We start from the raw sequence: 26,315 nt of genomic DNA on the forward strand, positions 1-26,315 counted from the left end.
TCTGGGGCCGACCTTAGGGATGTTCCCTACGATCCGGCCACGCAGCCATGGAGAAGGCCAGCCGCATGGGAGCCCACAGCGATGGCATGAGCACAGGGATCACCGAAGGTTTCAGTGGCGCGGTGGGCCGGACACCGCTGATCCGGCTCCATGCCCTCAGCGCCCTCACCGGCTGCGAGATCCTCGGCAAGGCGGAGTTCATGAACCCCGGCGGGTCGGTCAAGGACCGGGCCGCCCTGGGCATCCTGCAGGAGGCGGAGGCCAGCGGCCAGCTGCAGCCGGGGGGCACGGTGGTGGAAGGCACCGCCGGCAACACCGGCATCGGCCTCACCCACCTCTGCAATGCCCGCGGCTACCGCTGCCTGATCGTCATCCCCGAGACCCAGTCGGCGGAGAAGATCGGCCTGCTGCGCAGCCTTGGCGCCGAGGTGCGCACGGTGCCGGCGGTGCCCTACAGCGACCCGGCCAACTACGTGCGCCTCTCCGGCCGCATTGCTGAGCAGACGCCCGGGGCCCTCTGGGCCAACCAGTTCGACAATCTCGCCAACCGGCGCGCCCATTACGGCAGCACCGGACCGGAGATCTGGCAGCAGACCGGCGGGCGGCTGGATGCCTGGGTGGCCGCCACCGGCACCGGCGGCACCTATGCGGGGGTGGCCCTGTATCTCAAGGAGCAGGATCCGTCGATCCGCTGCGTTCTGGCCGATCCCTGCGGCAGCGCCCTCTACAGCTGGGCCACCGACGGCACTCTCAGGAGCGAGGGGAACTCGATCACCGAAGGCATCGGCAACAGCCGCGTCACCGCCAACCTGGAGGGGGCGCCGATCGACGATGCGGTGCGCATCGACGACCCCATGGCCCTGCGCACGATCTATGGCCTCCTGTGGCAGGAGGGCCTGTTTATGGGGGGCTCGGTGGGGATCAACGTGGCGGCGGCGGTGGAGACGGCCCGGCGGCTGGGGCCCGGCCATCGCATCGTCACCGTGCTGTGCGACAGCGGTGATCGCTACCGCTCCCGGCTCTACGACCACGACTGGCTGGCGGGCCGCGGCCTGGAGCAACCCCAGCGCAGCGGCGCAGCCCTGATCCCATGACATCGGCAGCCCCGGGCCAGGTGATCGGCGGCCGCTACAGGCTGGAGCGCTGTCTCGGTGCGGAGACGGGCGGGGCCCAGGGGGCGTTGTGGCTGGCCAGCGACCAGCTGGCCGCCGACGCGCCCGTGGCCCTGCGCCGCGTCGGACCGGAGCAGGACCAGGCCAGGGCCAGGGACCTCTGGTCGCGGCTGCAGGGCGTGCTCCACCCCCAGGTGCCCCGCATCGGCGCCGTGATCGAGGCCGAGGGCCAGCTCTGGCTGGTGCGGGAGTGGCAGGCGGGCCGCACTTACCAGCAGTTGCTGGAGCTGCGTGCCGAGCGCCAGCTGGTGTTCGGGGCGGGGGAAGTGCTGCTGCTGCTGCGCCAGCTGCTGCCGGTGCTCGCTGCCCTGCACAGCCAGGACCTGCTGCATGGGGATCTGAGTCCCGCCAACCTGCTGCGCCGCGACAGCGACGGCCTGCCTGTGCCGCTTGATTTCGGACTGGTGCGGGGCAGCGCCAATGGCACCGCCGGCGAGCGGCTGCTGGGTGCCACGCCGGGCTATGCCCCGCCGGAACTGGCGAGGGGGGAGCCCGCCCAGCCCTGGATGGATCTGCACGCCCTCGGAGTGGTGGCCCTGGTGCTGCTGAGCGGTGATGCCCCGGGGGGCCTGCTCGACCCCACCACGATGCAATGGCGCTGGCCGGCGGCCCTGGAGGCTGAGCCCGACCTGCGGCAGCAGCTGCAGCGCCTGCTGAGCCGCCACCCCGACGAGCGTTTCGCCTCGGCCGGCCAGGCCCTGGTGGCGTTCCAGTCCCTGGCGATGCCCGACAGCACGGGTCCCGTGCCCCGGGCCGACCGCACCGTGATCCTGGTGCCCGCGGCGGCGCCGGCCCCGCCACCACCACCGCCACCGGAGAGGGAGCCGGCGGAGGCCATCGCCCGGGACGTGGTGGCTGCTGAGGCCCCCCGCCCGCCTGAATCGCCCCGGGTGGAGCCCCAGCTGCCGCTCCGCATGGCGGCTCCCCCGCCGCCACCTCCGGCCCAGGCCGGCCCCGACAGCCTGCGTCGCCGCTACGAGGAACGGGAAGAGGCGGCCGAAGGGGGCTTCTGGCCGGTGCTGATCGCCCTTGTGCTGTCGGCCGTGGTCGGCACGGCGGTGGGCTGGTGGTGGCTGAGCCGCGGCAAGGTGGCCACACCGCCCCCCGGCGGGGTGCCCGAGCTGCCCAGCAGCCTGCCCCCCTCGGAGGTGGATCAGCGCCAGCAGCTGCTCAACCGTCTGCGGGCGATGCAGGTGGACCGGGCCTGGTTCCTCAGCCTGGTGGACGCGGCCCTGCTGGCCCAGTACCCCGAACGCAACGGCCGGCTCCCCTCCGACACGCTTGAGGACGCCCCGCTGCGCCGGGTCTGGAACGAACTGGCCGAGGAATGGCTGGCCCGGGTGGAGCAGCTGCCCCTGCCCCTGCGGCGGCGGTTGGGCAACTTCAGTGCCACCGACTGGGAGTCCCGCCAGGCCGGTTTCGTGCGCCAGGGGCTGAGCCCGGCGGTGCTGCGCGAGCTGGTGTCGGCGAGTGTGCAGAACCTGCTGCCGAGCCGCGCCTCCCAGGCGATGCCGCCGGAGCCCTTCCGCCAGATCTGGTACGCCGCCGCTGAGCTGACGCTCGAGAACCTCAGGATCGAGCCGATCGAGGCCCCCTCCGGCGCCACCCAGGTCCTCACCGCCGAGGTGCCCGCCAGCGGCGCCCGGTTGTTCCCGATCCGGCTTCCCGCCGGCCATGGCCTGGCCCTCGGGGTCAACGGCTCCCCCCTGCTGCAGATGAGCGTCTTCTCCGCTGAGGGCACCCCGTTGGAGGCCAGGGGACCACTGCGGGTGCTGACCCTGGGCTCCCAGAAGAGCTCGCCGGTGCAGCTGCTGCTCACCAACGACGGTGTCGCACCGGCCCTGATCCGGCTGTCGCTGCGGGCCGATCCTCCGGCGCCCACGCCCCCACCGGCCCCGGACGCCCCACCGGCTCCCGAGGAGACACCGGAAACGCCGCCCGTGCCGGCACCGGCCACACCTGGCGCCGGCCAGACGCCCGCCAGCCCAGCGGCCCCCACACCGCCGCCGCCGGTGGAACCCGCCAACCCCTGAGGGCGCCGCTCAGAGCCGGGCGACGGCGGCCCGGGTTTCCTTGGCGATCTGCTTGTTCTTTTCGTCCTGGCGCTTGTCGTGCAGCTTGCGGCCCTTGCCCAGGCCGATGGTGATCTTGATCCAGGAGCCCTTGAGGTGCAGGTTGAGCGGAATCAGGGTGAGGCCCTTCTGGTCGAGGGAGACGCGCAGCTTGTCGATCTCGCGCCGATGGGCCAGCAGCTTGCGCACCCGCAGCGGCTCGTGGTTGAAAAACTTGCCGGCGTGGCTGTGGGGGGAGATGTGGACGTTGTGGAGCTGCATCTCGCCATTGCGGATCAGGCAGAAGCCGTCGCGGAGGTTCACCTGGCCGGCCCGGATCGACTTCACCTCGGTGCCGAGCAGTTCGATGCCGGTCTCGAGGGTTTCGAGGATCTCGTACTGGTGTCTGGCCAGGCGGTTGTCGGCCAGCAGCCGGTTGGCCGGGTCGGCGCTTTTGGCGCCACCGCCCTTCCTGCCAGGCCCCTTCGCCATCGTTTCGTCCCGGATCACCTGGGTGCTCCCCGACCCTAGGCAGCAGCCGGTACCCTCCAGCTATGGCGATCATCTCTTCGGGGGGACCGGCCGGGCGTGCCCCGGGAGCGGGCGGGGGCAAAGCCAGCCCAGCCGCCTCGGAGCGCCTCGTTGACCCCACCGCCCGGCCCGAGGAGGAGCCGGTGGTCCGGGAGGACGGGCTGCGGCCCCGGCGCCTGGCGGACTACATCGGCCAGAGCGAGCTCAAGCAGGTGCTGCGCATCGCCGTGGAGGCCACCCGCAGCCGCCAGGAGGCCCTCGACCATGTGCTGCTCTATGGCCCCCCCGGCCTCGGCAAGACCACCATGGCCCTGGTGCTGGCGGAGGAGCTGGGGGTGCGCTGCCGCATCACCAGTGCGCCGGCCCTGGAACGCCCGCGCGACATCGTCGGCCTGCTGGTGAACCTGCAGCCCCGCGAGGTGCTGTTCATCGATGAGATCCACCGGCTGAACCGGGTGGCTGAGGAGATCCTCTATCCCGCCATGGAAGACTTCCGCCTCGATCTCACCGTGGGCAAGGGCACCACGGCCCGCACCCGCAGCCTGGAGGTGGCCCCCTTCACCCTGGTGGGGGCCACCACCCGCGCCGGTTCGCTCAGCTCGCCGCTGCGGGATCGCTTCGGCCTGATCCAGCGGCTGGAGTTCTATGGCCTCGACGACCTCGAAGCGATCGTGGTGCGGGCCGCCGGCCTGCTGCAGCTGCCCCTGCGGCCCTGCGCCGCCCAGGAGGTGGCCCGCCGTTGCCGGGGCACGCCTCGCATCGCCAACCGCTTGTTGCGGCGGGTGCGGGACGTGGCGGCGGTGGGGGGGCACGGCCAGATCGATGCGGCGCTGGTGGATGCGGCCCTCTCCCTGCACCGGGTGGATGGCCGCGGCCTGGATGCCAGCGACCGCCGCCTGCTGCAGCTGATGCTCGAGGCCTACGGCGGCGGCCCGGTGGGACTCGAGACCCTGGCCGCTGGCCTGGGGGAGGATCCCGCCACCCTGGAAGCGGTGGTGGAGCCCTACCTGTTGCAACTCGGGTTCCTGCAGCGCACACCCCGGGGACGGATCGTCACGGCCGCCGGCCGCGCCCACCTCGATGGTCCCGCTGCGGTGGCGGCGTGAGGCACCGAAAGGGGGCGGTTCTGTCGGTGCTGGCCCTGCTGCTGGCGGGGCTCCTGGCCTGGGCGCCGGCGGGGTGGGCCGAGGCGGTCCCCAGGCCACCATCGTTGCCGGCGCTGTTCGATCGGGCCCTGGCCGCCAGCCGTGAGGGGCGTTTCGGCGAGGCCCTGCCCCTGTGGGACCAGGTGGTGGAACTGGCGCCGCAGGACGCCTCGGCCTGGAGCAACCGGGGCAACGTGCAGCTGGCCCTGGGGGACGCCCGGGCGGCGATCACCGACCAGGACCGGGCCATCGAGCTGGAGCCCGGCAGTGCCGACCCCCACCTCAACCGCGGCACCGCCGAGGAGGCCCTGGGCCAATGGCCGGCCGCCGCGGCCGACTACCGCTGGATCCTGGAGCGGGATCCGAAGGATGCCTCCGCCCTTTACAACCTGGGCAACGTGGAGGGCTCCCAGGACGACTGGCCGGCGGCCCGCCAATGCTTCGAGGCGGCCGCCGCCGCCCGGCCGGGGTTCGCCATGGCCCGCTCCAGCGCCGCCCTCGCCGCCTTCCAGCTGGGCGACACCACGGCGGCGGAGAAGCAGCTGCGCGACCTGATCCGCCGCTACCCCCTGTTCGCCGATGCCCGCGCTGGCCTCACGGCGCTGCTCTGGCAAAAGGGCGCCCGGGGGGAGGCGGAGAGCCACTGGGCCGCGGCTTCCGGCCTCGATCCCCGCTACCGGCAGGAAGAATGGCTGCTGCAGATACGGCGCTGGCCGCCCGTTCCCGTGCAGGCTCTGGCCCAGTTCCTGGCCCTGGCCCCCTGAAACGGCTTCGCACCCTCCGCCCATGACCCCGTTGTCCTTTCCCCCCATGGCCCCGGCTGATGCCACCTGGGAGGCGCTCGGGATGGACGCGACCCTGCAGGCGGCGTTGCCGGAGCTGATCCAGCTGCGGCGCCACATCCACCGCCACCCCGAGCTGAGCGGTCACGAGCAGCAGACCGCCGCCCTGGTGGCCGGTGAGCTGCGGCGCTTGGGCTGGGAAGTGCGCGAAGCGGTGGGGCGCACCGGCGTGGTGGCCGAACTGGGGCCGTTGGGGGCTCCCCTGGTGGCCCTGCGGGCCGACATGGACGCGCTGCCGATCGAGGAGCGCACCCAGCTCGCCTACGCCTCCAGCCGCCAGGGCCTGATGCACGCCTGCGGCCACGACATCCACACCACCGTGGGCCTGGGGGTGGCGCGGCTGCTGGCCAGCGTGGCCGACCAGCTCACGGCCCGGGTGCGGCTGCTGTTCCAGCCGGCGGAGGAAACGGCGGAGGGGGCGGCCTGGATGCGCGCCGATGGTGCGATGGACGGAGTGCAGGCCCTGTTCGGGGTGCACGTGTTCCCCAGCCTGGCGGTGGGCACGGTGGGGGTGCGCAGCGGCAGTCTCACGGCCGCGGCGGGGGAACTGGAGGTGGAGGTGCTGGGCGAAGGGGGCCATGGCGCCCGGCCGCACCAGAGCACCGATGCGATCTGGATCGCCGCCCGGGTGGTGAGCGGCCTGCAGGAGGCGATCAGCCGCCGGCTCGATCCCCTCCATCCGGTGGTCGTGAGCTTCGGGCTCATCGAAGGCGGCAAAGCCTTCAACGTCATCGCCGACCACGTGCGGCTGCTGGGCACGGTCCGCTGCCTGGATCTGGAGGTCCACGCCCAGCTGCCGGGCTGGATCGAAGACACGGTGCATGCCCTTTGCCGCGGCCACGGCGGCGAAGCGCGGGTGCATTACCGCTGCATCTCGCCGCCGGTGCACAACGATCCAGAGCTCACCCAGCTGGTGGCCGATGCGGCCGTGGCCCTGCTGGGCCGCTCGAGGGTGCAGTGGCTGGAGCAGCCGTCGCTGGGGGCCGAGGACTTCGCCGAACTGCTGGCCAACACCCGCGGCACGATGTTCCGCCTGGGGGTGGCCGGACCCGACGGCTGCTCGCCCCTGCACAGCAACAGCTTCGATCCCGACGAGGGCTGCCTGGAGGTGGGCATCAAGGTGCTGGCCCTCAGCCTGCTGCGTTGGATGGAGCGGCCGGTTTGAGCGTCCGTCGGGCCCCTCGCTTCCTGGCCGCCCTGCTGGCGCTTTCTGCACCGCTGCTGATCCTGCTGGCCCTGCTGGTGCTGCTCACCCGCCAGGGGGCCGACAGGCTGCCGGCCCTGCCCGCCCTGGTGATCGGCTGCGGACTGCTGGGCACCAGCGTGCTGCGTCGCCGCCGCCGCCGGGCCGAGTTGCTGCGGGCGCTGCGCCAGGGGCCACAGGCCTGAAGTGCGCTGCGCCAAGGTGAAGGATCCCCGCCATGATCCACGTGAGTGCAGCCACCCCCGATCTGGAAGCGGCGCGGCAGGCGATCGCCTCGGGCGACCCCAGCCGGGCGATGCCGGCCCTGGCGGGCCTGCGGGCGGTGGAGGCAGAGGCGGCCATCCCGCTGCTGCTGCTGGGTCTGGAGCAGACCACCTTCGTGATCCGCTCGCTGGCCTGCGCCGGCCTGGGGGTGAAGCGCAGCGAGCTGGGCTGGGAGGCGCTGGCTGTGGCCCTGCGGCAGGACGAGGACGCCAATGTGCGCGCCGAGGCCGCCAACGCCCTGGCCAGCTACGGGGTGGAGCGGGCCTGGCCCCTGCTGCGGGACGCCTTCGTGGCCGACGACCAGTGGCTGGTGCGCTGCAGCATCCTCTCGGCCCTGGCTGAGCAGGAGGCGATGCCGGCGGCGTGGCTGCTGGAGCTGGCGCGGCTGGCGATCGCCGATGGCGACGGCACGGTGCGGGCCGGCGGGGCCGAGATCCTGGGGCGCCTGGTGCGCGATGGCCGGGGGCCAGAGGCGGCCGAGGCCCGCGAGGCCCTGGCGTCGCTGCAGGCTGATGGCGACCACCGGGTGACGGCCGTGGCCCTCGATGGTCTGCAGGCCTGACGGGTCATCAGCCCGGAGAGGTGGTGGCGCGCCGTTTCCCGGTTCTGTACAGCCTGTACAGAACCGGGATTCCTTGGTGTGGAGCCCTACCCCCGTTCAGCCTTGCTAGGTTTCAAAAGTCACTAGGGGTGCCCGGCGCAGGATCCACCGATCGCTTCGCCCAGGGCTGAGATCACACCCTCCGAACCTGATCCGGGTCATGCCGGCGCAGGGAAGTGGAACAGGAATGTGAAACCAGTCTCAGGCCGCGCCCCCGTCCTTTGCCGTAGCCCGTCATGCGCAGCGCCTGGATCCAGAAGCGTCGTGGTCAAGCCAACGTCACCCAGCTGCATTACGCCCGCCAGGGGGTGATCACCGAGGAGATGGCCTTCGTGGCCAGCAGGGAAAACCTGCCCGAGTCGCTGGTGATGGAGGAGGTGGCCCGGGGCCGCATGATCATCCCGGCCAACATCGAGCACCCTGGCCTGGAGCCGATGGCGATCGGCATTGCCAGCAGGTGCAAGGTGAATGCCAACATCGGCGCCTCGCCCAATGCCTCCGATCTCAACGAGGAGGTGGAGAAGCTGAAGCTGGCGGTGAAGTACGGCGCCGACACGGTGATGGATCTCTCCACCGGCGGCGTGAACCTCGATGAAGTGCGCACGGCGATCATCAACGCCTCCACGGTGCCCATCGGCACGGTGCCCGTGTATCAGGCGCTGGAGAGCGTGCACGGCTCGATCGAGAAGCTCGACGCCGACGATTTCCTGCACATCATCGAGAAGCACTGCCAGCAAGGCGTCGACTACCAGACCATCCATGCGGGCCTGCTGATCGAGCACCTGCCGCTGGTGAAGGGCCGCCTCACCGGCATCGTCAGCCGCGGCGGCGGCATCCTGGCCCAGTGGATGCTCTACCACCACAAACAGAACCCGCTGTTCACCCGCTTCGACGACATCTGCGAGATCTTCAAGCGCTACGACTGCAGCTTCTCCCTGGGGGATTCGCTGCGGCCCGGCTGCCAGCACGATGCCTCCGATGCGGCCCAGCTGGCGGAACTGAAGACCCTGGGTGAACTCACCCGCCGCGCCTGGAAGCATGACGTGCAGGTGATGGTGGAGGGTCCGGGCCATGTGCCGATGGATCAGATCGAGTTCAACGTCAAGAAGCAGATGGAGGAATGCAGCGAGGCGCCCTTCTACGTGCTCGGCCCCCTCGTGACGGATATCGCCCCCGGCTACGACCACATCACCAGCGCCATCGGCGCGGCCCTGGCCGGCTGGCACGGCACGGCGATGCTCTGCTATGTGACGCCGAAGGAGCACCTGGGCCTGCCCAACGCCGAAGATGTGCGCGAGGGCCTGATCGCCTACAAGATCGCCGCCCACGCCGCCGACATCGCCCGCCACCGTCCCGGCGCCCGCGACCGCGACGATGAGCTGAGCCGGGCCCGCTATGCCTTCGACTGGAACAAGCAGTTCGACCTGAGCCTGGATCCGGAGCGGGCGCGCGAGTACCACGACGAAACCCTGCCGGCCGACATCTACAAGCAGGCCGAGTTCTGCTCGATGTGCGGCCCCAAGCACTGCCCGATGCAGACCAAGATCACCGACGAAGACATCGAGGGTCTGGAGCAGGTGCTGGCCGAACAGAAGAAGGCCCAGGGGGAACCGCTGGGGGTGTGAGTTGCCCGCTGTCTTCGATGTATTTATGGTCTAACTGTCGTTGTTGACCGCATCGATTGGGCTTCCCCTTCCCCAATGGCGTCACGTCCTATCTGTACGGGGGGCTGTTCCTCGGACTGGGACTGATGGTCATGTACCTCACCCTCGGCGTCAAAGCCGGGGCGAGTTCCGTCCTGAGCTCCACGCTCACCTACGTCACGCCGCTCAAGGCTGAGCGCAGCTCGCGCGACTGGCGCCTGCTGTTCGCCCTGGCCATGGTGCTCGGCGCCTGGCTGTATGCCGCGACCCACCAGTCCTTCTTTGTCACGGCGGTGGGCTGGTGGCGGCTGGCGCTGGGGGGGCTGCTGGTGGGCTTCGGCACCCGGCTCTCCTCGGGCTGCACCTCCGGCCACGGCATCTGCGGCGTCGCCTCGTTCTCGAGGGCCTCCCTGCTGGCGGTGGCGGTGTTCATGGCGGTGGCCATCGTCACCGCCCGGGTCGTGCTGCTGCTGGGGGTGACCCCATGAAGCGTCTGATCTCGATCCTGCTGGGTGGTGGTCTGTTCGGCTATGGGCTGGCCTGGAGCGGCATGGCCCGGCCGGAGGTGGTGCTGAGCTTCCTGCAGCTGCGCGACCTCGGCCTGCTGCTGGTGATGGCGGCGGCATTGGCGGTCACCACGATCGGCTTCCGGCTGGCCCCGCGGTTGCGTCAGACCACGCTGCTGGGGCTGCCTTTCTCCCATGAGGTGAAGCCGATGCTGGCCGGCACCGTGCCGGGTGCCGTGATCTTCGGTATGGGCTGGGGCCTGAGCGGCCTGTGCCCCGGGGCGGCGGTGGCCAGCATCGGCATCGGCAACGGGCCGGTGCTGATCGGCCTGGCCGGGATGCTCGTGGGCGCCTACCTGCAGGGGGTGCTGGCGGAAGGCCGCCCCAAGCTGCAGGGCTGACGCCCCGACGCGATGGCTTGCAACGCTCCCTTCGCCCTGGCGGCCGCCGCCGGCGGTGCTCCGCTGCTGCTGCGGCAGCTGTTCGATGCCGAGACCAGCACCTTCACCTACCTGCTGGCGGATGTGGCCTCCCGGCAGGGGGTGCTGATCGATTCGGTGTACGAGCAGCATCCGCGTCCACGCCGACCACGTGACCGGCAGCTGGCGACTGCACCGGGCCACCGGCTGCGCCATCGCCCAGGCCGCCGTCGCCGGGGCCGAGAACGTGACCCTGCCCCTGCGCCACGGTGATCGGGTGAGCTTCGGCGGCCGCTATCTGGAGGTGCGTGCCACCCCCGGCCACACCGACGGTTGCCTCAGCGTCGTGCTTGATGACCACAGCGTGGCCTTCACCGACGATGCCCTGCTGGTGCGGGGCTGCGGCCGCTGCGACTTTCAGCAGGGGGATGCCTCCACCCTCTACCACTCGATCACGGAGCAGCTCCTCTCCCTGCCCGACCATTGCCTGCTCTACCCGGCCGACGATTACAGCGGCCGGCTTGGGGGCGAGGCCGACGAGCGTGACTTCGTGGGCTACATGGAGAACCTGCACCTCCCCCACCCCAACCGGATCTCCGTGGCCCTGCCGGCCAACCTGCGCTCCGGCCGGCCCGCTGACGGCTGCCTGGAGGAGGCGGACGACTGGGCACCGATCGAGCGCAGTTACGCCGGCCTGCCGGAACTGACGGCCGACTGGGTGGCCGACCACCGCGAGGCCCTGACGCTGGTGGACGTGCGCTCCGAAGCGGAGGTGCAGGGCCCGGACGGTCGCATCCCGGGCAGCCTGCTGATTCCCCTGCCCGAACTGCCGGCGCGTCCGGCGAGATCCCCACGGATCGGCCCACGGTGGTGCTTTGCCACTCCGGCAGCCGCTCCGCCCTGGCCACCCAACAGCTGCAGAAGAAAGGGCTCACACAGGTGGCCAACCTGCGCGGCGGCCTGCGGGCCTGGAAGGCGCAGGGGCTGCCGCTGGAGCATCCTGCTTGAATTACAGCATGGCGCTCTGTTGTAGCCGTGAACACAAATGGTTCTCGGACCCGATAACAACGGCTGGGATTGGAGTTCCTGATTAGAGTGCCGTTGCGGGCCAACGGATGAAGAGACTGTCTGCTGTGAGCTCAGTTGTCTTATCTGGAATGGACCTGCCGGCTGGGGGTGGTTCGTGGAACCGTCCAATAAAGAGCCAGACCTTCTAGCCACCCATGACAAAAGCATCAGAAGCCTTCAATCGTTCCATCAGCGACGCAGAAGAGCTCTTAATGCGCTTTGAGGCTGAGAGGGCAACTACAAATCATCCGCAGAACGGTGAGGTTCTCAAGCGTGCCGGACTCGTCATGGCTTTGGCGGCTTGGGAGACGTACGTCAAAGACCGTGTAAGAGACGAAATCTCAGTATGGTTGCAATCGGTGGAAGGCAGTCCGATTGGCAAGTTTGTCCGAAGGCGCCTCGAAGAAGATCTAAAGCGCTTCTTTAATCCGAATTCTGAAAGGACTCGGCGACTATTCTTGGACTATTTTGAGGTAGACATTACAAAGGAGTGGTCTTGGGACAATTACGATACGGCTACGGCAAAGAAGACGCTCGATGTCCTTATAGCTAAAAGAGGAGATGCGGCCCATCAAGCAAATACTTCCGAACACCCTAGTGCCCAACCACACAAGGTTAAAAGAGAAGAATTGGAAAAGGGCATCCGGTTTCTAAAAGGCCTAGTTAATGCCTCCGAAAGAGCGAGAGTAGCAAAATGAGATCAAACAAGCCCCTCGAGTGGACAGTCCACCACCAGCGCCCTGTCTTCGTTCCACACTCACTGCCTGCCACTCAGGGGCAGTGTTCGGCGGCTTTTATCGGCTTTAACTCAGACTATTGCTGCTCAACCAAGAATGAACAACATCGTCGATCGTGATTTTTCCTTGAATCCTGTTTGTCCCATTTTCCTCAAAGACTAGCGTTCCAGCGTTGAAAGTACAGATCATCTCACTATACGAACGGACAGTGGCAGGACTGCTCCCCATTTGCGCCAGCACCGAAGACCATTCACGCTCAGGCAGGATGATCGCTTGAACGTCCCGCTCCAAGGCTTTGCTAAAGCTGGCGGCAACATCATTTGGGCTTAAAGGGTGTAAGCCGTGAAGTTCCCTGACCTGCGTGTTTTGCCACGTTTGTATCAGCATATCCGCGCGCGTCTGCCCGATGTCGATCGCTGAAATCATCGGCACGGCCCGATCTAGCGGAGCATAGAAAGATGGCAACCTTCCCGTTTGTTTTTTAATCGGCAAAAGCGATCGCCAGTTTTCCATAAACCCCGCCGCCCGAACAAAACCAATCGCGACCTTAGACGGCAAGCTTTTGAGCTTCTCTTCCATCCTGTAGGCGGTCAGAATGTTGCCAGTTCCTCGCGGGAGATGGCCTCCAATGGAAGACAGGACAACAATTCTCGGCAAGCGTGTTCGTCGTGCTGCTTCAACGATCGCTGAAATCACCTGCTCAGTCCATGCGAATAAATCATCTGAGGCGTAGTCAGGCGGATTCAGAACATACGCCCCTAACACCCCTTCAAAAGCACGACCCAAGGCATCCACATCGGCAAAATCTTCGACAATTGCAACCTCAGCCCTTTGTGCTTTCCAAGCGGCACCTTTGCTTTCATTCCGCACCGCTACCCGCACTGTTGCCTGTCCCATCAGGGCATTTACCGTCACTGCACCGGTCTGTCCTGTCGCTCCTAACACAACATAGCTCGCCATTATTTTGATTTTCCTTTTGTCTGTAAGCTGAACTGTGCCTTTCAATGAGGATGAATGGGCAATGCTTTAGAATGCGCTGGCGGTCGGGCGAACAATAATTTCATTGACATCCACATCCGCTGGTTGAGCAATCGCATATAAGACAGCTATGCCGATCGCATCTGATGTGAGTGCCGTCTTGCGAAGTTCTTGTAAAAACCCCTTGCTGGCATTGTCCGTGATATCAGAGCCAAGTTCAGTTTCGACTACGCCAGGGGAGATAAGCGTGACACGGATATTTTTTGACTCCTGACGCAGTCCATCGGAGATTGCCCAAACTGCGTATTTTGTGGCGCAATAAACCGCAGCAGTAGGTCCGACCCAATGAGCGGCGATCGACGCAGTATTGATAAACTGTCCACCACCTTGCGCTTCCATGATCGGCAGTCCCGCTGCAATGCCATTTAATACGCCGTGAATGTTGACATTGATCATGGTGTCCCATTCCTCAACTTTCAGCGCATCTAGCCGTGATAGCGGCATCACGCCTGCGTTGTTAAAAATCACATCAACACGGCCAAACCTATCTTTGGCAAAGTGAATGAACTCTTTCATATCCTCACGACTGGTGACATCCACCGCTCTAAATCCTGCTGTGTTGCCCTGATCACGAATTTCCTTGACAATCTTACCGAGCTTCTCTGCCCGTCGCGCTCCTAGAACAACGTTTGCGCCATTTTGAGCCAGCAATCGAGCAGTTGCTTCACCAATTCCACTACTGGCTCCGGTAATGACGACAACTTTCTTTTCAACGTTCAACATAGTCACTTTTCCTGAATGATGAGTTTGTATAGATTAACAGTAAAGGCAAAGGCAAGAAAGCTAAATACATAGACCTCCCGGATTCTTGCCTAATCCTCCAAGCTGGGATTTTGTTGGTCGTCTATAATGCTGAGTGGAAGGTGATTTAATGAGTCGGTAAAATCCCATGACACCTCAACTCATTCGCTCAGTTAGCCATCAAGCTGAGATTACAAAGCAGTGCCAGGAATTGGCAGACCTGATCACTTGTCATACCGATGGCAAGGGGAATGGGTTTCATCAAACCGCGATCGATCAATTGGAATTTCAGCGAGAATCTTCAGTTTCCACTGCACTACGCGGTGTTTGTGACCCGATCTTTGCAATTCTGGTTCAAGGTAAAAAAGAACTGTTTCTGAATGAGGAAATCTATCGGTATGGTGCGGCGCAATACCTGGTTGTATCAGTTGATCTGCCGCTAACCGCATTTGTTGTAGAAGCGTCTGCTGACAAGCCTTATCTGGGATTTAAGCTGACGTTAAATCCCTATCAACTCTGTGATCTGATAATTCAAGCCAGTCCGATTCAGCGTCAGCAAGAAAATGCTGTGAGAGGCTTATTTGTCAGCACTATTGATATGCCGTTGCTCGATTGTGCTCTCAGGCTGACGAAACTTTTGGATGCACCACAGGATATTCCCGTCCTGGCACCGCTAATCATTCGCGAACTCTATTACCGCCTTTTAATGAGTGACCAAGGCGCAGCAGTTCGCCAGATTGCCACATCGGGTAGCAATATGCAGCGGATTGCTGAGGTGATAAAACAGCTCAAGGCTGATTTCACGCAGCCATTGCGGATCGAGGATTTAGCAGGACAAGTCGGGATGTCTGCTTCCTCGTTTCATCATCACTTTAAAGCCGTGACATCCATGAGTCCGCTACAATATCAAAAACAATTGAGACTCCTCGAGGCGCGCCGTCTGATGCTTGCTGAAAACTCTAATGCGTCCAATGCTGCCTATCAGGTAGGGTATGAGAGTCCGTCGCAATTCAGTCGCGAGTATGCTCGGATGTTCGGTGCGCCGCCGATTCAAGATATTGAACATCTACGAACAGCCTGAACATAACCTGTATCCTTATGGGCTTTGCTGAATGTAGATATTATTCGCGGATGAGCATTCTTGCAGTAGGGGCGGCTCGCGAACCGCCCCTACGAAATTCATATGTCAGATCAGCAACGCCTGCTTGGGCTTTAGATTGAAGTTGGAGGAACGCGATCGCCGCCGAACAATTCAAATGTAGCGGACGGTTAAAAGGTACAAGTTTTAGGTTGAAGTTCGTCTGTCGCCGCTGATTTGAGGCGTTGGTCCTCTCAACGCCCATGCCAAGCTTCTATGACCATATCGCACCTGTTTATCACCATGTCAATCCACGCTGGGCTGAAAGCATCCGCCGCCAAGGCGAGCAACTCTCTGCTCTCATCGCAGCGGATTGGGTCGTACGAGCAACGCCTTTTCAGCCTGCGGCGCTGAGAACACACAACACGAGCCACCCTCTCGACACCACTTCTTCCCACCATGAAACTCGGCTACACCATCGTCTACGTCCCCCGCGTTGCGGACTCGCTTCAGTTCTACGAGCGGGCCTTCGACCTCGAGCGGAGGTTCTTTCACGACTCAGGTGACTACGGCGAGCTCAAGACAGGAGAAACCACCCTCGCCTTCGCCTCTCATGCACTGGGTGCAATGAACTTTCCAGTCGGTCACGTGCATGCAAGCGAGTCCCAGCAACCCCTGGGCATGGAGATCGCTCTCGTTACCGAAGACGTGCAGGAGGCCCACCGATCCGCCATCAAGCATGGAGCCAAGGAGCTGGCTGCACCCGTGGCCAAGCCGTGGGGCCAGACAGTCTCCTATGTCCGTGCGCCAGACGGTACGCTCATTGAACTATGCACTCCTGTTGCCGGGTGAACGGTGCGGCCTAATCCCTCGGTCAAGCTGAGCACCAACGGCAGGCTGCCTGCTTACCTCGAACGTTAGCCATTCGCGAAGGACATCATGTTCACGCTTGAAAAGGTTGTCCCTTGGGGTCGTTCATTCGAGGAATACACTGGCATGTTCTTACTGGCCGAGGCCGATATGGCAGGCCGAATCCTTGGCTGTGGGGATGGACCTGCAGGCTTCAATGCAGAAGCAACAAGAAGAGGAGCCAAGGTTGTTTCATGCGATCCACTCTATGAGTTCAGCAATGCCGATATTGAAGCTCGTATTGCCGCTACCTATGAGCAAGTGATTGATCAGACGAGGCAAAACCAGGAGGAGTTCGTTTGGAAGCCATCACATCGGACGATGAGCTTGGCAAGGTGCGCATGGCCGCCATGAATGCGTTCTTGGCTGACTATCCTGCCGGCCTCATGGAGGGTAGGTACATGAATGCGGCTTTACCTTTTCTGCCCTTCCCTACCGGCGATTTCGACCTGGCCCTCTGCTCGCATCTTCTCTTCTTGTATAGCCAACAGCTGGACGAAGAGTTTCATCATGCCTCACTGCTGGAGCTATGCCGAGTTGCCAAAGAAGTCAGGGTGTTTCCACCTCTTGCCTTGGGCGGTGCGCGTTCGCCCTATCTGGAAGGGAGTGTCGAGATGCTGCGTACAGCTGGGCATAATGTATCGATTCAGCGGGTGAACTACGAATTCCAGAGAGGCGCATGTGAAATGCTGCGGATTCAACGCGCTGATAGCTAGCATCAAGATTCAACGCAAGGCTTCAACGGTGCTTGATCCTTGGCTAAGGCCACTGTCAGCCGATGATCTTGAGCGTTAGTCGCCTTTATCTTTTCAGATCTGAGTATGTTCGGAATCAATTCAACGCACTTCACTTTATGCCCCTCAGTTCTCGTCATTCCGTAGGTTTCATCGCTGGCTGCTGGCTCTGCCTTGATTCCTGATGATGGAGGCTCAATGACAAACCCCTCAACGCCTGCCGGAGTTCACCTGATTACATCCACAGGCACTCTCCATGGCACACAGATCATTCCAACCTCTCATCTGCCAACACCAGTCGTGCTGATCATCGCGGGTTCAGGTCCGACTGATCGCAATGGGAACGGGCCTCTAGCTGGCGAGAATAACAGCCTCAAGCAACTAGCTGAAGGATTAGCCGATCACGGCATTGCCTCGATACGCTATGACAAGCGTGGTATTGGAGAAAGCTCATCCGCAGGGCCTGAAGAAGTTGATTTGCGTTTTGATACCTATGCTGAAGATGCAGCACTCTGGATTCAACAACTCCAGGTAGATCCTCGTTTCTCAGGCGTCACCGTAATTGGTCACAGTGAAGGTTCTCTGATTGGAATGCTGGCGACCTACAAAGCGGAAGCAGATGCGTTTGTCTCCATCGCCGGCCCCGCCCAATCGGCATCAGCAATTCTACGAAAACAACTACAATCGAGATTGCCAGAGTCATTATGGCAACAGAGCGAGCAGATTCTTGTTTCCCTAGAGCAAGGTAACCCTGTGATCTCCGCTCCACCGGAATTACACATGCTCTTCAGAGCGAGCGTCCAGCCTTATCTCATGTCTTGGTTCCGTTACACCCCTGCCCAGGAGATTATGCACCTCACGATTCCTGCTCTCATTGTTCAAGGAACCACAGATATCCAAGTGCCTGTCAGTGAGGCAAAAGCCCTGAAAACGGCCAAGCCTGATGCGGAGCTTAGAATGATTGAAGGGATGAATCACGTCTTAAAGGCTGTTTCATTAGACCCTAAACAGCAAAATGCTTCCTACTCCGACCCGACGCTGCCAGTTGTGCCTGAACTCGTTGAAGGGATCAGTCAATTCATTCATGCCCGAGAGAGGCTTAGGGCGTCTCATCAGTTGCTGCACCGAAACGAGCCACATTGACTTCTTGAGTAGAAAAGTCTATTTGCGTTCGGTGAGCTTGATCGTGGTCCCACCTGACTTAGATTTTTGATGCGAATCTCTTACGAACAAGCCATTGAGAGGCTTGGCCTGCTTGCCAACCTGTGTTCATTCGACCCAATAGTGATCGGAACGCTGCCGCTTGGAATTGATGTTTCCAGCAGCGATATCGACATTGCCTGCTCTTGTGATGATCTTGACCTGTTTGCAGACTTCACAACGCGTCAATACGAATCGCAAGATGGCTTTCAAGTTCGACATGGCATCTTTCAAGACCACGCATCTATTGTTGTTCAGTTCAAAGCGCTCGGATGGGATGTTGATATCTTCTGCCAACCCATTCCGACAGCCAAACAGTGGGGCGTACGGCATTTTCGAATTGAACAGCGGTTACTCGCTTTGTCTCCTAGCCTAAAGTCAACTGTGACGGAATTGAAACGTTCGGGCTTGAAAACCGAACCTGCGTTTGCCAAAGCTCTTGGATTGTCCGGTGAGCCTTATGGGGCAATTCTAGGACTTGAACAATTCGACGACCGTGAGTTGTTGGCACTATCTGGGATTCAATAAAACCGAAGCCTAACGATGCGATGGGGATGGTGCGACGGAGTCACGTCGTTTCGACGTCTTGGAAGCCTCGAGTTGCCGCCTGCCCATCGCCAATGTTAGGCGCATGCAACAGGAGGCACCATGAGCTCAGAAAAAATTGAATGGGGCAAGGAGATCGCCCAAGCCGGAAGTGATATTGCCGAGCTAACCAAAGAGGCTGGTCTTCCTGGGGTCGAGTTAATTGCTAGGTTCGCTGAGCTCTTTTATGACAAGCACCTCCAGCGTCGCTTCGTAAGGTTTGTGTCCGAGGCAGAAATAGATCAGGAACTCATCGACAAGATCATAAGCGATGAGACTTACTCAAACTGCCTTTATGCTGTACTTGAGACAGTGCGCCAGACCCACTCGAGAATCGGATTAGGCGCGCTCGCTCTCATCTGTCGTGACCGCTGGGATGACGAGAGTTATCTAATTGGTGCCATGTACTCCTTTTCTCAAATTAGCGACAAGACCATTGAGGCATTTCTTGTGCTGTACGAGAGTATTCCCAAAGGGCAGGACTATTTAAATCTTGAAGTACATAAAAACAGTGATTGCCACTTTCGCGATCTCTGCAATGTGGCTGTCGAGCTAGTGCGACGTAACTTCTTTGTCATGACCTCTGGAATCAAGGTCTACGCTAATTATCCTGTTCAAGGCATGAAGTGTGACCACTCGGAGTCCTACTGTCAGTACTGTCAAAGGGCGAAGGCTCGTGTCTACCATCAAGACACAGGTGACGGGAGCGGAGGCTACCGCTAGTGGTAAAGCCTCTGCCTGCTTCTGATCTGGAGTGTTAGCTCCGGTGATACCTCACCTTCTGCCCCTCCCGCTCACTCTGGAACCGCTGCAGCCGGTGGGCCAGCGCCCGTAGCCGTTTCATGTCACGGGAGTTCACCGGATCGAACAGATCCCCCCGCGCGGTTTCGATGAACACCAGCACATCCTTGGGGCTGCAGGCGCCGCTCTTCCAGCCGTGGAACTCCCGATGTAGATCGGGCACCAACACCAGGATGTTTTCCGGCAGGTCGGCCAGGTCAGGGCGGCTTCGGCGGTCGAACAGATGGTGGCCGTCAAGGTCGATCTTCTTGTGCACCGCTGCCTTCTTGCCGGTGATCTCGCAGCGGTGGCCGGCGGCCGACTTGGCGCGCTTGATGGCCCGGTCCACCCCTTCGGTGAGGTAGCGGATTTCGGAGTTGAAGCAGGCTTCCACGACATCGCCCACGGCTTCGATCCAGGCCTGGCGCGTCTTGGTGATCCGGCTGTTCACCCGCATATCGCGGGCCACGCGGGCGATGCCCCGCTGGCTGATCAGCAGCTGCCGCTCCTCGCTCTCCAGGAAGTCCTTGTTGAGCTCCAGGGCTTCCTCCCCCTCCTCCGTGCCGGCGGTGCGCAGCCGGTTCCAGGAGTTGTTCAGCCCCAGGTAGTTGGTCTGCAGGATCCCCACGGTGGTTTTGCGGCTCACGAAGGCCAGATCGCCACGGATCTCCAGGGTGCCGCCGGCTTCGATGAACTCCTGGGTGATCCGGCGTGACACCAGCAGCTGCTTGCGCTTCTGCTTCACGTTGAACAGTCGCTCGCGGATCTTGCCAAGCAAGCCCGTTTTCTCGGTGGCTTCGATGTAGCGGGCTAGGGCCTCCACGCCCTCCTCGCTGAAGCGCCGGGGGCGCCGCCCACTGGCGCCGGCCACCGCTGGGCCGGCGTACTCGAAATGCTCGCCCTCCACCAGCTCCCATTCGTCGTCGGCCTTGGCATCGAACGCGTCAACGATGTTGTAGAGGCTGTCGATCCGTTTTCCGAGAATCCGGGCCGTCTCTTTGGCCGTCAAAAGGTCGCGCATCGTTTCAGGGCATCAGGGCAAGGATCGAGTCCTTCATGGTCTGCAGGCGTTCCGCCACGCGGGGATCGCCGCCGTGGTCGGGGTGGTGCACCTGGATCAGGCGCCGGAACGCTTCGCGCACCTCATCGGCGGTGGCGGTCTTCGGGTCGAGGCCGAACACCACCCAGGGCCGGAAGTGCTGCAGCACGTCGATGCCGTTGATCACGGTGGGTCCGTCCTCCAGGTTCCGTTCGTTGGCCGGAATGCCGATGAAGCGCCGGTAGAGCACCAGCCAGTCGTCCTTGGTCTTCAGCGCCACCTCTTCGCCCGTCATTGAGAGCTGGAAGTTCTTGTCCTTGCGCAGCTGGGTGACGGTCTTGCAGTGGAAGTGGGCCAGCACCTTGTTCTTGATTTCGGTGGCGGTGGGGGGCTTGGGTTTCGGTGGTGGCGGATCCTTGAACGCTGCCCCGTTGATCGTCTGCGCGAAGGCCAGCAGGTCGGCCTCGCCCAGGTCCGGCTTTGCCAGGAGCGCCTGGATCAACACCCTGACCTCCGTCAGCGTCAGCTTCTTGCTTCGGGCGGCCACAGGCCAGTGGTGGAAAGGGGTTTCATGCTGCCCAGTGGCCTGTGGCGTTGCCTGGGGGCTTAGGAAACTGTCGTCTTTCGCCTGCCTGCCTGCGCCGGTGGTCAGCGGCACCTTTGCTAGGTTGCCGCCGCCTGCCTGGCCCGTTGCTGCCTGATGAAAGCCGTCATCCTGGCCGGTGGACTGGGTACACGACTCGCCGAGGAGACCCACCTGCGGCCCAAGCCGATGGTGGAGATCGGCGGCAAGCCGATCCTTTGGCACATCCTCAAGATCTACAGCCACCACGGCATCAACGATTTCATCATCTGTTGTGGCTATAAGGGTTATGTGATCAAGGAATACTTCGCCAACTATTTCCTGCACACCAGTGATGTCACCTTCCATATGGATCTCAACCATATGGAAGTGCACCGCCAGAAGGCCGAACCCTGGAAGGTCACCCTGGTCGACACCGGCGATGCCACCCTCACCGGCGGCCGGCTGGCCCGGGTGCGCAGCTACCTCCCGGAAGACGAGTCCTTCTGCTTCACCTACGGCGACGGCGTCGCCGATGTGGACATCACCGCCCTGATCGCCCACCACCAGCGCCAGGGGCTGCAGGCCACCCTCACCGCCGTCCAGCCCCCCGGCCGCTACGGCGCCCTGCACCTCGACGGCGATGTGGTCACCGACTTCGAGGAGAAACCCGACGGCGACAATGCCTGGATCAACGGCGGCTTCTTCGTGCTCGAGCCCCCCGTGATCGACCTGATTGACGGCGACCAGTGCGTCTGGGAGCAGGCCCCCCTCAAGGCCCTGGCCACCCAGGGCCAGCTCAACTCCTTCAAGCACCGCGGCTTCTGGCAGCCCATGGACACCCTGCGCGACCGCCAGCGCCTCGAAGACCTCTGGCAGCAGGGCCGCGCCCCCTGGAAGATCTGGAGCTGACCATGGCCAGCACCTCCCCCCGGCGGGCCTGGCAGCAGCCCGATCCCGCCTTCTGGCAGGGCAAACGCGTGCTGCTCACCGGCCACACCGGCTTCAAGGGCAGCTGGCTGGCCCTCTGGCTCTGCGAGCTGGGGGCCCGCGTCACCGGCTTCGCCCTGGCGCCGGACACCGAACCCTCCCTGTTCGACCAGCTCGACTTGGCCGGCCGCCTCGATCACCACGTGGGGGATCTGCGCGATCCGGCCGCCCTCCGCGAGCTGGTGGCGGCCGTCCAGCCGGAGGTGGTGCTGCACCTGGCGGCCCAGCCCCTGGTGCGGCGCAGCTACGCCGAACCGGTGCTCACCTGGGAAACCAACGTGCTGGGCACCATCCACCTGATCGAGGCCCTGCGGCCCCTGGCCCAGCCCTGCGCCGCGGTGCTGATCACCACCGACAAGGTGTACCGCAACAACGAATGGCTCTACGGCTACCGGGAGAACGATCCCCTTGGCGGCCACGACCCCTACAGCAGCAGCAAGGCCGCCGCCGAGCTGGCCATCAGCTCCTGGCGCGCCAGCTACTGCGGCACCCTGCCCCACCAGTCGCCCCACCTGCGCCTGGCCAGCGCCCGGGCCGGCAACGTCATCGGCGGTGGCGACTGGGCCGCCGACCGCATCATTCCCGACACCGTCCGCTGCCTGCGCGCCGGTGAGCCCATCACCCTGCGCAACCCCGGCGCCACCCGCCCCTGGCAGCACGTGCTTGAACCCCTCGGCGGCTACCTGGCCCTGGCCGAGGCCCTCGCCGAGCCGTCCGATGGGCTGGCCATGGCCGAAGCCTTCAACTTCGGGCCCCAGCTGGAGGCCAACCGGCCCGTGCAGGAGCTGGTGGAGCAGGCCCTGCTCCACTGGCCCGGCACCTGGATCGATGCCTCTGACCCCACCGCCCCCCACGAGGCCGGTCTGTTGAATCTGGTGGTCGACAAGGCCCATCACCGCCTCGGCTGGTCGCCCCGCTGGGATTTCGCGACCACCACCGCCCGCACGCTTCAGTGGTATCGCCGCGTGATCGAAGCCGGCGACGACCCCGTGTCCTGCTGCCTCGACGACCTCACCGCCTATCTCGCCTGCTGCCCGCCGGGCCGATCCACCCCATGACCGCCGACCTCGACCAGCTCAAGCAGGAGATCCTCCGGCTCACCCGCGACTACGCCCGCCGCGCCCACGCCGGCTTCCGCCCCGGCGATGACCCGGATCGCACCCCCCACGCCGACGGCCAGACGATCCCCTACGCCGGCCGGGTCTTCACCGAAGACGAAGTCGAAGCGGCCGTGGGCACCACCCTCGACTTCTGGCTCACCCTCGGCACGGAAGGCGCCGCGATGGAGAGCGAGCTGGCCGCCTTCCTCGGGGTGCGCCACAGCCTGCTGGTGAACTCCGGCTCCTCGGCGAATCTCGTGGCCATTTCGGCCCTCACCTCCCACCGCCTGCCCGCCGAGCGGCGCCTGCGCCCCGGGGATGAGGTGATCACCGTGGCCGCCGGCTTCCCCACCACCGTGGCGCCGATCCTGCAGGTGGGCGCCGTGCCGGTGTTCATCGACGCCGATCCGATCACCGGCAACGCCCGCTGCGACCAGCTGGAAGCCGCCTTCACCCCCGGCGTCACCAAGGCCGTGATGATGGCCCACGCCCTGGGCAACCCCTTCGACCTGGCGGCCGTGCTGCGCTTCTGCCGCGCCCACGACCTCTACCTGGTGGAGGACAACTGCGACGCCCTCGGCTGCTCCTATTCCATGCCCCGGGAGCTGGCCGAATCCCTCGGCTTCAGCGACAACAGCCCCGGCCTCGATGAGGGCCCCGACCGCGTCATCCGCTGGACCGGCACCTGGGGCGACATCAGCACCCAGAGCTTCTACCCGCCCCACCACCTCACCATGGGCGAGGGCGGCGCCGTCAACATCGTCCGCGACCAGAAGCTCAAGGTGGTGGCCGAGAGCTTCCGCGACTGGGGCCGCGACTGCTGGTGCCCCTCCGGCAAGGACGACACCTGCGGCAAGCGCTTTGACTGGCAGCTGGGCGAACTGCCCGCCGGCTACGACCACAAGTACATCTACAGCCACCTCGGCTTCAACCTCAAACCCCTCGATCCCCAGGCCGCCATCGGCCGGGTGCAGCTGCGCCGCCTGCCGGAGTTCATCGAGGCCCGCAAGCGCAACTGGCAGACCCTGCGCGAAGGGCTGGTGGCCACCGAGCACGTGCTGGAGTTCTCCCTGCCCACCCACGCCACCGGCTGGGATCCGCAGACCGGCTTCTCCTGGGACGCCAGCGGCTGCCGCACCGACTGCTCCTGGTTCGGCTTCAAGATCGCCGTCAAGCCCGACGCCCCCTTCCGCCGCACCGACCTGGCCCGGGAGCTCGATGCCCACCGCATCGGCAACCGCATGCTGTTCGGCGGCAACCTGGTGCGCCAGCCGGCCTTCGTGCAGCTGCGCGCCGATCGCCCCGACGCCCTGCGGGTGGTGGGCGATCTGGCCGGCGCCGACGCGATCATGGTCGACACCCTCTTCCTTGGCACCTACCCGGGCCTCACGGCGCCGATGCTGGCCAAGGAGATCGACGTGATCCGGGCCTTCTGCCAGGCCTGATGCGGCTGTTCCTCACCGGCGGCACCGGCTTCATCGGCTCCCACGTGCTGGCGGCGGCCCTGGCGGCGGGGCATGAGGTGCGGGCCCTGCGCCGCAGCCCCGCCTCCGCCCCGGTGATTCCCCTGCCGTGCCAGCCCCAGTGGTGCGAGGGCGATCTGCTCACCCTCCCGGCCTCCGATCTGGAGGGGGTGGAGGCGGTGCTGCACCTGGCCTCGGCGGGCGTCAGCCCGAAGCAGGTGCCGTGGGCCGAGCTGGTGCAGGCCAACGTGGCCGGCAGCCTGCGGCTGCTGGAGCTGGCGGCGGCGGCGGGGGTGCGTCGCTGCGTCGTCACCGGCACCAGCCACGAGTACGGCAACGCCGCCCGCCGCTTTGCGGCCATTCCCCCCGATGCCCCCCTGGAGCCCTTGAGCGCCTATGGGGCCAGCAAGGCTGCGGCCTTCCAGCTGCTGCGCACCTTCGCCATCGAGCGGCGCCTGGAGCTCTTCTACGGGCGCATCTTCACCGCCTACGGCGAGGGCCAGTTCGCGGGCAACTTCTGGCCCTCCCTGCGGCGCGCCGCCCTGGCCGGGGAGGATTTCCCCATGACCTCCGGCCGCCAGGTCAGTGATTTCGTGCCCGTCACCGCCGTGGCGGCCCACCTGCTGGCGGCCTGCAGCCGGCTCGATGTGGACCCGGGCCGCCCCCTGGTGACCAACATCGGCTCGGGCGTCGCCACCAGCCTGCTGGCCTTCGCTGAGGCGGAGTGGAGCCGCCTGGGGGCGACCGGTAGATTGCGCCCCGGTGTGCTTCCCGACCGCCCCGATCAGATCGAGCGATACGTTCCGGACCTGGCTGGTTTGAGGCTTCCCGCGTCCCCTCTGCCCTGAATCCGATGAAGGTCCTGATCACCGGCGGTTGCGGCTTCCTCGGCTCCAACCTGGCCTCCTCCTACCTGCAGGAAGGCGCCGAGGTGATCGTGCTCGATGCCCTGTTCCGGCGCGGTTCGGCGGCCAACCTGGCTTGGCTGGAGTCCCAGGCCGCCCCCGGGCGCTTCCACTTCATCCAGGGCGACCTGGCCGAGGCCGAGGCCGTGATGGCCGTCTTCCGCCGCCACGCCCCCTTCGACTACATCGCCCATGTGGGCGGCCAGGTGGCGATGACCACCTCCCTGACCGATCCCGCCCGCGACCTGCAGACCAACGTGCTGGGCACGTTCCATGTGCTTGAGGCGGCCCGGGCCCTCTCCCCGCAGGCACTGATCGCCTACAGCAGCACCAACAAGGTCTACGGCGATCTGGAGGGCCTCCGCTACGAGGAGACCCCCACCCGCTACCGCCTCCCCGATCACCCCGAAGGCCTCGACGAAGCCCTCGGCCTCGATTTCTCCACCCCCTACGGCTGCTCCAAGGGGGCGGCGGATCAGTACGTGCGCGACTGGGCCCGCGTCTATGGACTGAAAACGGTGGTGTTCCGCCACTCCTCGATCTTCGGCGGTCGCCAGTTCGCCTCCTTCGACCAGGGCTGGGTGGGCTGGTTCTGCCAGAAGGCGATCGAACAGAAGCGCGCCCACCAGGCCGGTGTGGCCCCCGAGCCCTTCACCATCGCCGGCACCGGCAAGCAGGTGCGCGATGTGCTCCACGCCGACGACCTGATCCGTCTCTATCGGGCCGCCTACGAGCACCGGGAGCGGATGACCGGCGAGATCTTCAACATCGGCGGCGGCGCCGCCAACTCCCTCAGCCTGCTGGAGCTGTTCGCCCTGCTCGCCGAGCTGCAGGCCATTCCGCCGCTGGTGTACACGCCCACCCCCCGCCGCGCCAGCGACCAGGACTGCTTCATCGCCGACATCGGCAAGGCCCAGCGCCTCCTGGGCTGGTCGCCGGCCATCTCCTGCCGTGACGGCGTCAGCCGCATGCTCGCCTGGACCGAAACCAACCTCATGCCGGCCTGAG

The 26,315-nt window shown here is 64.5% G+C and carries 30 protein-coding genes and 1 riboswitch; of the genes, 25 read left to right on the forward strand and 5 right to left on the reverse strand.

Annotated features, from left to right (window positions below; translation table 11 throughout):
• Positions 1-47 precede the first annotated feature (47 nt).
• On the forward strand, positions 48-1,094 hold the full coding sequence (locus KUG43_RS06560) for a cysteine synthase A (RefSeq protein WP_502988584.1): 1,047 nt from the start codon (positions 48-50) through the stop codon (positions 1,092-1,094).
• Entirely contained in the window at positions 1,091-3,205 is a 2,115-nt protein-coding gene (locus tag KUG43_RS06565) for a serine/threonine protein kinase (RefSeq protein ID WP_216907359.1), read from the forward strand. Before KUG43_RS06560 ends, KUG43_RS06565 begins: the two co-directional genes overlap by 4 nt.
• 9 nt (positions 3,206-3,214) lie before the next feature.
• On the opposite strand, the gene smpB is transcribed toward KUG43_RS06565, so the two are convergent.
• Positions 3,215-3,715 carry an SsrA-binding protein SmpB gene (gene smpB, locus KUG43_RS06570; RefSeq protein ID WP_216907361.1) on the reverse strand — a complete coding sequence of 167 codons (501 nt, stop codon included), beginning with the start codon at positions 3,713-3,715 and terminating at the stop codon, positions 3,215-3,217.
• Positions 3,716-3,777: 62 nt separating this feature from the next.
• Between smpB and ruvB the strand changes: the two genes are divergently transcribed.
• From ruvB to KUG43_RS06620, 11 genes are all read left to right on the forward strand, one after another.
• The gene (ruvB, locus tag KUG43_RS06575; RefSeq protein ID WP_216907363.1) at positions 3,778-4,860 is read left to right on the forward strand and encodes a Holliday junction branch migration DNA helicase RuvB; all 1,083 of its coding nucleotides are present in this window, start codon (positions 3,778-3,780) and stop codon (positions 4,858-4,860) included.
• Complete coding sequence (locus KUG43_RS06580; protein ID WP_502988585.1) at positions 4,857-5,663, forward strand: tetratricopeptide repeat protein; 807 nt, start codon at positions 4,857-4,859, stop codon at positions 5,661-5,663. Before ruvB ends, KUG43_RS06580 begins: the two co-directional genes overlap by 4 nt.
• Before the next feature lie 46 nt (positions 5,664-5,709).
• A complete protein-coding gene (locus KUG43_RS06585) occupies positions 5,710-6,906 on the forward strand; it encodes an amidohydrolase (protein ID WP_286194487.1) in 1,197 nt (398 codons plus the stop codon).
• The gene (locus tag KUG43_RS06590; protein WP_216907365.1) at positions 6,903-7,130 is read left to right on the forward strand and encodes a DUF3188 domain-containing protein; all 228 of its coding nucleotides are present in this window, start codon (positions 6,903-6,905) and stop codon (positions 7,128-7,130) included. Before KUG43_RS06585 ends, KUG43_RS06590 begins: the two co-directional genes overlap by 4 nt.
• A gap of 32 nt (positions 7,131-7,162) precedes the next feature.
• Positions 7,163-7,771 carry a HEAT repeat domain-containing protein gene (locus KUG43_RS06595; protein ID WP_216907367.1) on the forward strand — a complete coding sequence of 203 codons (609 nt, stop codon included), beginning with the start codon at positions 7,163-7,165 and terminating at the stop codon, positions 7,769-7,771.
• A gap of 114 nt (positions 7,772-7,885) precedes the next feature.
• A riboswitch (TPP riboswitch) is annotated at positions 7,886-8,002 on the forward strand.
• Positions 8,003-8,046: 44 nt separating this feature from the next.
• Complete coding sequence (thiC, locus tag KUG43_RS06600; protein ID WP_216907369.1) at positions 8,047-9,435, forward strand: phosphomethylpyrimidine synthase ThiC; 1,389 nt, start codon at positions 8,047-8,049, stop codon at positions 9,433-9,435.
• 56 nt (positions 9,436-9,491) lie between these two features.
• Positions 9,492-9,941, forward strand: a complete 450-nt coding sequence (locus tag KUG43_RS06605; RefSeq protein ID WP_216907371.1) for a YeeE/YedE family protein — start codon at positions 9,492-9,494, stop codon at positions 9,939-9,941.
• Positions 9,938-10,360 carry a DUF6691 family protein gene (locus KUG43_RS06610; RefSeq protein ID WP_216907373.1) on the forward strand — a complete coding sequence of 141 codons (423 nt, stop codon included), beginning with the start codon at positions 9,938-9,940 and terminating at the stop codon, positions 10,358-10,360. The genes KUG43_RS06605 and KUG43_RS06610 overlap by 4 nt, the downstream gene beginning before the upstream one ends.
• Before the next feature lie 12 nt (positions 10,361-10,372).
• Positions 10,373-10,651, forward strand: a complete 279-nt coding sequence (locus tag KUG43_RS16955; protein ID WP_286194488.1) for a hypothetical protein — start codon at positions 10,373-10,375, stop codon at positions 10,649-10,651.
• Positions 10,551-11,411, forward strand: a complete 861-nt coding sequence (locus KUG43_RS17450; RefSeq protein ID WP_502988586.1) for an MBL fold metallo-hydrolase — start codon at positions 10,551-10,553, stop codon at positions 11,409-11,411. The genes KUG43_RS16955 and KUG43_RS17450 overlap by 101 nt, the downstream gene beginning before the upstream one ends.
• Before the next feature lie 190 nt (positions 11,412-11,601).
• Positions 11,602-12,144 (forward strand): HEPN domain-containing protein, encoded by a 543-nt coding sequence (locus KUG43_RS06620; protein WP_216907375.1) that lies wholly within the window; start codon positions 11,602-11,604, stop codon positions 12,142-12,144.
• 105 nt (positions 12,145-12,249) lie between these two features.
• Here the strand turns inward: KUG43_RS06620 and KUG43_RS06625 are convergent, their stop codons facing one another.
• Both KUG43_RS06625 and KUG43_RS06630 read right to left on the reverse strand, forming a co-directional pair.
• Entirely contained in the window at positions 12,250-13,188 is a 939-nt protein-coding gene (locus KUG43_RS06625) for an NmrA family NAD(P)-binding protein (protein WP_216907376.1), read from the reverse strand.
• Between the two features lie 21 nt (positions 13,189-13,209).
• Positions 13,210-13,944, reverse strand: a complete 735-nt coding sequence (locus tag KUG43_RS06630) for an SDR family oxidoreductase (protein ID WP_216907378.1) — start codon at positions 13,942-13,944, stop codon at positions 13,210-13,212.
• Positions 13,945-14,110: 166 nt separating this feature from the next.
• On the opposite strand from KUG43_RS06630, the gene KUG43_RS06635 reads away from it, so the two are divergent.
• The 7 genes from KUG43_RS06635 to KUG43_RS06660 all read left to right on the forward strand — a co-directional run bounded on the left by KUG43_RS06635 (position 14,111) and on the right by KUG43_RS06660 (position 19,191).
• Positions 14,111-15,043, forward strand: a complete 933-nt coding sequence (locus KUG43_RS06635; RefSeq protein WP_216907380.1) for an AraC family transcriptional regulator — start codon at positions 14,111-14,113, stop codon at positions 15,041-15,043.
• Between the two features lie 456 nt (positions 15,044-15,499).
• Positions 15,500-15,892 (forward strand): VOC family protein, encoded by a 393-nt coding sequence (locus KUG43_RS06640; RefSeq protein WP_216907382.1) that lies wholly within the window; start codon positions 15,500-15,502, stop codon positions 15,890-15,892.
• An 87-nt stretch (positions 15,893-15,979) separates the two neighbouring features.
• Positions 15,980-16,303 carry a hypothetical protein gene (locus tag KUG43_RS16970; protein WP_286194489.1) on the forward strand — a complete coding sequence of 108 codons (324 nt, stop codon included), beginning with the start codon at positions 15,980-15,982 and terminating at the stop codon, positions 16,301-16,303.
• Entirely contained in the window at positions 16,249-16,665 is a 417-nt protein-coding gene (locus tag KUG43_RS16975; RefSeq protein ID WP_286194490.1) for a hypothetical protein, read from the forward strand. The genes KUG43_RS16970 and KUG43_RS16975 overlap by 55 nt, the downstream gene beginning before the upstream one ends.
• 192 nt (positions 16,666-16,857) lie before the next feature.
• Entirely contained in the window at positions 16,858-17,826 is a 969-nt protein-coding gene (locus KUG43_RS06650) for an alpha/beta hydrolase (protein WP_286194491.1), read from the forward strand.
• Between the two features lie 69 nt (positions 17,827-17,895).
• Positions 17,896-18,411: a DUF4269 domain-containing protein gene (locus KUG43_RS06655; RefSeq protein WP_216907384.1), complete on the forward strand. Its 516-nt coding sequence runs from the start codon at positions 17,896-17,898 to the stop codon at positions 18,409-18,411.
• A 120-nt stretch (positions 18,412-18,531) separates the two neighbouring features.
• Positions 18,532-19,191: a hypothetical protein gene (locus KUG43_RS06660; RefSeq protein WP_216907386.1), complete on the forward strand. Its 660-nt coding sequence runs from the start codon at positions 18,532-18,534 to the stop codon at positions 19,189-19,191.
• Positions 19,192-19,225: 34 nt separating this feature from the next.
• Here the strand turns inward: KUG43_RS06660 and KUG43_RS06665 are convergent, their stop codons facing one another.
• On the reverse strand, positions 19,226-20,269 hold the full coding sequence (locus KUG43_RS06665; RefSeq protein ID WP_216907388.1) for a hypothetical protein: 1,044 nt from the start codon (positions 20,267-20,269) through the stop codon (positions 19,226-19,228).
• Between the two features lie 4 nt (positions 20,270-20,273).
• Positions 20,274-20,834, reverse strand: coding sequence for a J domain-containing protein (locus KUG43_RS06670; RefSeq protein ID WP_216907390.1), 561 nt, complete (start codon positions 20,832-20,834; stop codon positions 20,274-20,276).
• Between the two features lie 153 nt (positions 20,835-20,987).
• Between KUG43_RS06670 and rfbF the strand changes: the two genes are divergently transcribed.
• The 5 genes from rfbF to KUG43_RS06695 are packed head-to-tail and all read left to right on the forward strand — an operon-like array spanning position 20,988 to position 26,314.
• Positions 20,988-21,761, forward strand: coding sequence for a glucose-1-phosphate cytidylyltransferase (gene rfbF / locus KUG43_RS06675; protein WP_216907392.1), 774 nt, complete (start codon positions 20,988-20,990; stop codon positions 21,759-21,761).
• 2 nt (positions 21,762-21,763) lie between these two features.
• Entirely contained in the window at positions 21,764-22,897 is a 1,134-nt protein-coding gene (gene rfbG, locus KUG43_RS06680) for a CDP-glucose 4,6-dehydratase (RefSeq protein WP_216907394.1), read from the forward strand.
• Complete coding sequence (gene rfbH, locus KUG43_RS06685; protein ID WP_216907396.1) at positions 22,894-24,384, forward strand: lipopolysaccharide biosynthesis protein RfbH; 1,491 nt, start codon at positions 22,894-22,896, stop codon at positions 24,382-24,384. Before rfbG ends, rfbH begins: the two co-directional genes overlap by 4 nt.
• Positions 24,384-25,250 (forward strand): NAD-dependent epimerase/dehydratase family protein, encoded by an 867-nt coding sequence (locus tag KUG43_RS06690; RefSeq protein ID WP_216907398.1) that lies wholly within the window; start codon positions 24,384-24,386, stop codon positions 25,248-25,250. The genes rfbH and KUG43_RS06690 overlap by 1 nt, the downstream gene beginning before the upstream one ends.
• Before the next feature lie 5 nt (positions 25,251-25,255).
• Positions 25,256-26,314, forward strand: coding sequence for an SDR family NAD(P)-dependent oxidoreductase (locus KUG43_RS06695; RefSeq protein WP_216907400.1), 1,059 nt, complete (start codon positions 25,256-25,258; stop codon positions 26,312-26,314).
• Position 26,315: the final 1 nt, after the last annotated feature.

The sequence above is a fragment of the Synechococcus sp. CCY 0621 genome, assembly GCF_019038465.1.
GTDB lineage: Bacteria > Cyanobacteriota > Cyanobacteriia > PCC-6307 > Cyanobiaceae > Cyanobium.

Coding starts and splice junctions, on each gene's coding strand:
- KUG43_RS06585 (WP_286194487.1), top strand. CDS start 5,710: ATGGCCCCGGCTGATGCCACCTGGGAGGCGCTCGGGATGGACGCGACC.
- KUG43_RS06695 (WP_216907400.1), top strand. CDS start 25,256: ATGAAGGTCCTGATCACCGGCGGTTGCGGCTTCCTCGGCTCCAACCTG.
- ruvB (WP_216907363.1), top strand. CDS start 3,778: ATGGCGATCATCTCTTCGGGGGGACCGGCCGGGCGTGCCCCGGGAGCG.
- KUG43_RS06610 (WP_216907373.1), top strand. CDS start 9,938: ATGAAGCGTCTGATCTCGATCCTGCTGGGTGGTGGTCTGTTCGGCTAT.
- KUG43_RS06690 (WP_216907398.1), top strand. CDS start 24,384: ATGCGGCTGTTCCTCACCGGCGGCACCGGCTTCATCGGCTCCCACGTG.
- KUG43_RS06560 (WP_502988584.1), top strand. CDS start 48: ATGGAGAAGGCCAGCCGCATGGGAGCCCACAGCGATGGCATGAGCACA.
- KUG43_RS06620 (WP_216907375.1), top strand. CDS start 11,602: ATGACAAAAGCATCAGAAGCCTTCAATCGTTCCATCAGCGACGCAGAA.
- thiC (WP_216907369.1), top strand. CDS start 8,047: ATGCGCAGCGCCTGGATCCAGAAGCGTCGTGGTCAAGCCAACGTCACC.
- KUG43_RS06630 (WP_216907378.1), bottom strand. CDS start 13,944: ATGTTGAACGTTGAAAAGAAAGTTGTCGTCATTACCGGAGCCAGTAGT.
- KUG43_RS06640 (WP_216907382.1), top strand. CDS start 15,500: ATGAAACTCGGCTACACCATCGTCTACGTCCCCCGCGTTGCGGACTCG.
- KUG43_RS06665 (WP_216907388.1), bottom strand. CDS start 20,269: ATGCGCGACCTTTTGACGGCCAAAGAGACGGCCCGGATTCTCGGAAAA.
- KUG43_RS16970 (WP_286194489.1), top strand. CDS start 15,980: ATGTTCACGCTTGAAAAGGTTGTCCCTTGGGGTCGTTCATTCGAGGAA.
- KUG43_RS06660 (WP_216907386.1), top strand. CDS start 18,532: ATGAGCTCAGAAAAAATTGAATGGGGCAAGGAGATCGCCCAAGCCGGA.
- rfbG (WP_216907394.1), top strand. CDS start 21,764: ATGGCCAGCACCTCCCCCCGGCGGGCCTGGCAGCAGCCCGATCCCGCC.
- KUG43_RS06635 (WP_216907380.1), top strand. CDS start 14,111: ATGACACCTCAACTCATTCGCTCAGTTAGCCATCAAGCTGAGATTACA.
- smpB (WP_216907361.1), bottom strand. CDS start 3,715: ATGGCGAAGGGGCCTGGCAGGAAGGGCGGTGGCGCCAAAAGCGCCGAC.
- KUG43_RS06595 (WP_216907367.1), top strand. CDS start 7,163: ATGATCCACGTGAGTGCAGCCACCCCCGATCTGGAAGCGGCGCGGCAG.
- KUG43_RS06565 (WP_216907359.1), top strand. CDS start 1,091: ATGACATCGGCAGCCCCGGGCCAGGTGATCGGCGGCCGCTACAGGCTG.
- KUG43_RS06655 (WP_216907384.1), top strand. CDS start 17,896: ATGCGAATCTCTTACGAACAAGCCATTGAGAGGCTTGGCCTGCTTGCC.
- rfbH (WP_216907396.1), top strand. CDS start 22,894: ATGACCGCCGACCTCGACCAGCTCAAGCAGGAGATCCTCCGGCTCACC.
- KUG43_RS16955 (WP_286194488.1), top strand. CDS start 10,373: ATGGCTTGCAACGCTCCCTTCGCCCTGGCGGCCGCCGCCGGCGGTGCT.
- rfbF (WP_216907392.1), top strand. CDS start 20,988: ATGAAAGCCGTCATCCTGGCCGGTGGACTGGGTACACGACTCGCCGAG.